The sequence below is a fragment of the Pseudomonas sp. MWU13-2517 genome, assembly GCF_023242545.1.
GTDB lineage: Bacteria > Pseudomonadota > Gammaproteobacteria > Pseudomonadales > Pseudomonadaceae > Aquipseudomonas.
The window spans coordinates 1-4,204 of the sequence record NZ_JALMFA010000030.1 but is presented as its reverse complement, the minus strand read 5'-3'; the positions used below and the strand labels follow the sequence as shown (position 1 = coordinate 4,204).

Below are 4,204 nucleotides of genomic sequence, written 5' to 3'. Positions count from 1 at the left end.
ATCAGGGGCATGCCCCTCTCTCATTTGGATCGTCAGCCGGCTTTACGAAGCGCTTCGATCAATTGATCCTTGCGCATGCTCGACCGCCCTGGAATATCCTTGGCCCGCGCTTCTTTCAGCAGGCTTTCCTTGGACTGGGTTCCCAGCGAAGCGCGGCCGTTGCGAGGGTGGCCCTCACGAGTGGCGGCGGCACGTTTGGCTGATTCCTGTCGATCGGCGGCTTTCCTGGCGGGCGCCTTGCGTTGACCCGAACCGCCAGATTTTTCGCCCCCACCGGACTGTTTGTTCACGGTGGCCCAGGCCCGCGCCTCAGCTTCATCCTTGGGCACGCCTTTGTGCTCATAACTTTCTTCGATCCGAGCGGCCTTGCGCTTCTGTGCGGCGGTGTATTTGGCTTTGCTTCCAAGAGGCATTGCGATACTCCTTCTGGCCCATCAGCAGGGCCAGACCAGACAAAAATGAATTACTGAGGGCTTGAACCGTCCAGCTTGCGCGCTTCATCCACGCCCGATGCGGTCAGCTTGATCGGCAGGTTCAACGAATACTCACCGGCGTCGTCGGTGGTCACATGCCCATCCTTGATAAACCCGCGTTCCTGCAGGAAGGCCAGGACGCTGGCAACCTCCTTTTCGCCGCGGTAGTTATCCAGCACCTCTTTGCCCAGCCCGTTCGGGTGAGCGTGCAGCAGGCGGGTGAGGACTTCTTTCTCAAGGTTTCTATCGACGTTCATGTGTACCTCTTCACTGGGGAATGATCGGGTGTTCGTCATGCTCGAGGGGTCAAGGCGCAGGCTGTTTTGGCGCGCCAGGAATGTTGTTGTCGTCGCCTTTGTTTACTTTGGGCTCGGCATTCACCCCCGGGCCCATCTTGCCGTTGCCGACTGCAGCAGGCGCCTGGCGTTGGGTATCGTTGCCCTTGGTGCGTGGGTCGGCACCTGCGCCGTTATCGATGATCGCACCGCCATTGGTGTCCATGCCGGTACCCATGGATTTTTGCGATTCGGTGGTGGCGGGGTTGGTCGGCCCGGTGGACGACGTCGCGGCAAGCGCGCTCAGCGCGGTGGCGGACAGCAGGCCGGAGAGGGCGAGGGCGGCAAACTTGGAATGTTTCATGAGGATGTCTCCATATGATTAATGTCCTTACCTCTTATTGGTCCGCCGCTGTTTGTGGTTTGTGCCTTGATGACGACGAGCGGTATCGAAGCACCTGTAAAATTTTGTGTAGCAAGCCGCCAATAGCCCTGCAATCAGTCATCAAAGCCCCTTAGTATGTGTGCTTTGAAATTGTCCAAGGCCTGCCCATGACCATCGAGATTCGCCCCGCCGTGCCCAGCGATGCTGCGCAGATCCTGACTTTCATCACCGAGCTTGCCGAATACGAAAAGGCCCGGCATGAAGTCATCGCCAGCGTGGCGGATATCGAGCGCAGCCTGTTCAGCGAGGGCGCCACCGCCCATGGCCTGATGTGCCTGCGCGACGGCTTGCCGATCGGTTTTGCGGTCTTCTTCTTCAGTTACTCCACGTGGCTTGGGAGCAACTGCCTGTATCTGGAAGACCTGTACATCAATCCCGAACAGCGCGGTGGCGGAGCCGGCAAGAAGTTATTGCGCCACCTGGCAAAAATCGCCTGCGACAACGGTTGTGGGCGTTTCGAGTGGAGCGTGCTGGATTGGAACGAGCCGGCGATCGCCTTCTACAAATCCATCGGCGCCCAACCGCAGGAAGAATGGGTGCGCTACCGCATGGAAGGGGACGCCTTGCGCGACTTTGCCCAGGGCTGAGGCGACCTTGCGAAAATACTGAAGATCAATGTGAGAGGGGGATTGCTCCCGACAGCAGTGGACAGCAGACAGAGAGACTGACTGATTCACCGCTATCGAGAGCAAGCCCCTCTCACATTTTTTTGTCTTTTTCTCACTATATGGGATGTAAATTTATATATTGAGATACCCCAAAAGATGGGTTTATAGTCGGCTGCATCAGCACTCACTACCAAAAATAAAACAGGTGAAGCGATGCAGCCCCAACCGTTATCACTACCCGCGGTGCCCGAGCCTGTTTATGGCGAGCGGCTGAAAAACAAAGTGGTGATCATTACCGGCGCCGCCCAAGGCATTGGCGAGGCGATTGTGGCCTGCTTCCAGGCCCAGCAGGCGCGCCTGGTCATCGCGGATATCCAGGGTGAAAAAGTCGAGAAAGTCGCCACCCACTGGCGCGAGCGTGGCGCGCAAGTCGTCGCGCACCCGGTTGATATCACGTCCAGGGAACAATGGCAGGCGTTGGTCAATGTGGCCATCGAGCGTTTCGGGCGCGTTGATGTGCTGGTCAATTGCGCCGGAGTCAACGTGTTCCGAGATCCGCTGGAGATGACCGGCGAGGATTGGCGCCGCTGCTTCGCCATCGACCTTGACGGTGCCTGGTTCGGTTGCCGCGCGGTGTTGCCGCACATGATCGAGCAAGGCATCGGCAACATCATCAATATCGCCTCCACCCATTCCAGCCATATCATTCCCGGTTGCTTTCCTTACCCGGTGGCCAAGCACGGCCTGCTCGGCCTGACCCGCGCGCTGGGGGTCGAATATGCCCCCAAGGGCATCCGCGTAAATGCCATCGCTCCGGGTTATATCGAAACCCAGCTCAACGTCGACTACTGGAACGGTTTCCCCGACCCCCACGCCGAGCGTCAGCGTGCCTTCGACCTGCACCCGCCCAAGCGCATCGGCCAGCCCATCGAGGTGGCGATGACGGCGCTGTTCCTGGCGACCGACGAGGCGCCTTTTATCAATGCAACCTGCCTGATGATCGATGGCGGGCGTTCTGTGATGTACCACGACTAATACGGTTTTCAATAATAAGAAGGAGGTGGTTCATGCTTAAGAAAACACTCGGCGCCCTGGCGCTCGCTGTCGCTTTCAGCGGCTCTGTATCGGCCGAAGAAGTGAAGATCGGTTTCCTGGTCAAACAGGCCGAAGAACCTTGGTTCCAGACTGAATGGGCCTTTGCCGAAAAAGCCGGCAAGGAACATGGCTTCACCGTGATCAAGATCGCCGTGCCCGACGGCGAGAAAACCCTCTCGGCCATCGACAGCCTGGCCGCCAACGGTGCCAAGGGCTTTGTGATTTGCCCGCCGGATGTGTCGCTTGGCCCGGCTATCGTCAGCAAAGCCAAGGTCAACGGTTTGAAAGTGATGGCCGTGGACGATCGTTTTGTCGACGCCAAGGGCAACTTCATGGAAGACGTCCCGTACCTGGGCATGGCCGCTTTTGAAGTGGGCCAGAAACAGGGCGCCGCGATGGCGGCCGAGGCGAAGAAGCGTGGCTGGGATTGGAAGGAGACATACGCCGTTATCAACACCTATAACGAACTCGATACCGGCAAGAAGCGCACTGACGGTTCGATCAAATCCCTGGAAGAGGCGGGCATTCCCAAGGACCACATCCTCACTGCCGCGCTCAAGACGCTCGACGTTCCCGGCAGCATGGACGCCACCAATTCGGCCCTGGTCAAGCTGCCCGGCGGCGCAAAAAACCTGATCATCGGTGGCATGAACGACAACACCGTACTCGGCGGTGTACGTGCCACCGAAAGCGCCGGCTTCAAGGCGGCCAATGTGATCGGCATCGGTATCAATGGCACCGACGCCATTGGCGAGCTGAAAAAGCCCGACAGCGGCTTCTTCGGTTCAATGCTGCCAAGCCCGCATATCGAGGGCTACAACACGGCGCTGGCGATGTACGAGTGGGTCACCAGCGGTAAAGAGCCGGCGAAGTACACGGCCATGGATGAAGTGACGCTGATCACCCGCGCCAACTTCCAGGAAGAACTGACCAAGATCGGTCTGTGGAAATGACCGGCGCGGCCTTGCGCTTCAACGGCATCGGCAAGGAGTTTCCCGGGGTCAAGGCTCTGGCGCAGATCAGCTTTGAAGCGCGGCCGCACACGGTACATGCGCTGATGGGCGAGAACGGCGCGGGCAAGTCGACGCTGCTGAAAATCCTTGGCGGCGCCTATATTCCGAGCAGCGGCACCGTGCAGATCGGCGAGCAGGTCATGGCCTTCAAGAATGCCGCCGACAGCATCGCCAGCGGTGTGGCGGTGATCCACCAGGAGCTGCACCTGGTGCCGGAAATGAGCGTGGCCGAGAACCTGTTCCTCGGGCATTTGCCGACGCGTTTCGGCGTGGTCAACCGGGGCCTGCTGCGCAA

Annotated in this window: 7 protein-coding genes; 4 read left to right on the top strand and 3 right to left on the bottom strand. The window is 59.1% G+C overall.

Translation table 11 applies throughout. The annotated features are described in order from the left end of the window. Window positions 1-32: 32 nt before the first annotated feature. From M5B97_RS27515 to M5B97_RS27505, 3 genes are read right to left on the bottom strand one after another with little or no spacing between them, the layout of a single operon-like run. Complete coding sequence (locus M5B97_RS27515; RefSeq protein ID WP_248733233.1) at window positions 33-413, bottom strand: termination factor Rho; 381 nt, start codon at window positions 411-413, stop codon at window positions 33-35. 50 nt (window positions 414-463) lie between these two features. Further along, complete coding sequence (locus M5B97_RS27510; protein ID WP_123718920.1) at window positions 464-730, bottom strand: hypothetical protein; 267 nt, start codon at window positions 728-730, stop codon at window positions 464-466. 49 nt (window positions 731-779) lie between these two features. Further along, window positions 780-1,112 (bottom strand): hypothetical protein, encoded by a 333-nt coding sequence (locus M5B97_RS27505; protein WP_248733232.1) that lies wholly within the window; start codon window positions 1,110-1,112, stop codon window positions 780-782. Between the two features lie 188 nt (window positions 1,113-1,300). Between M5B97_RS27505 and M5B97_RS27500 the strand changes: the two genes are divergently transcribed. The 4 genes from M5B97_RS27500 to M5B97_RS27485 all read left to right on the top strand — a co-directional run. After that, entirely contained in the window at window positions 1,301-1,780 is a 480-nt protein-coding gene (locus tag M5B97_RS27500) for a GNAT family N-acetyltransferase (RefSeq protein WP_060756287.1), read from the top strand. Window positions 1,781-2,014: 234 nt separating this feature from the next. Further along, window positions 2,015-2,836: an SDR family oxidoreductase gene (locus M5B97_RS27495; RefSeq protein ID WP_248733231.1), complete on the top strand. Its 822-nt coding sequence runs from the start codon at window positions 2,015-2,017 to the stop codon at window positions 2,834-2,836. 32 nt (window positions 2,837-2,868) lie between these two features. Then, window positions 2,869-3,849, top strand: a complete 981-nt coding sequence (locus M5B97_RS27490; protein WP_123718923.1) for a substrate-binding domain-containing protein — start codon at window positions 2,869-2,871, stop codon at window positions 3,847-3,849. Then, window positions 3,846-4,204: ATP-binding cassette domain-containing protein (locus tag M5B97_RS27485; protein WP_248733234.1), on the top strand; the 359-nt coding region annotated here is incomplete at its 3' end. The genes M5B97_RS27490 and M5B97_RS27485, both read left to right, overlap by 4 nt.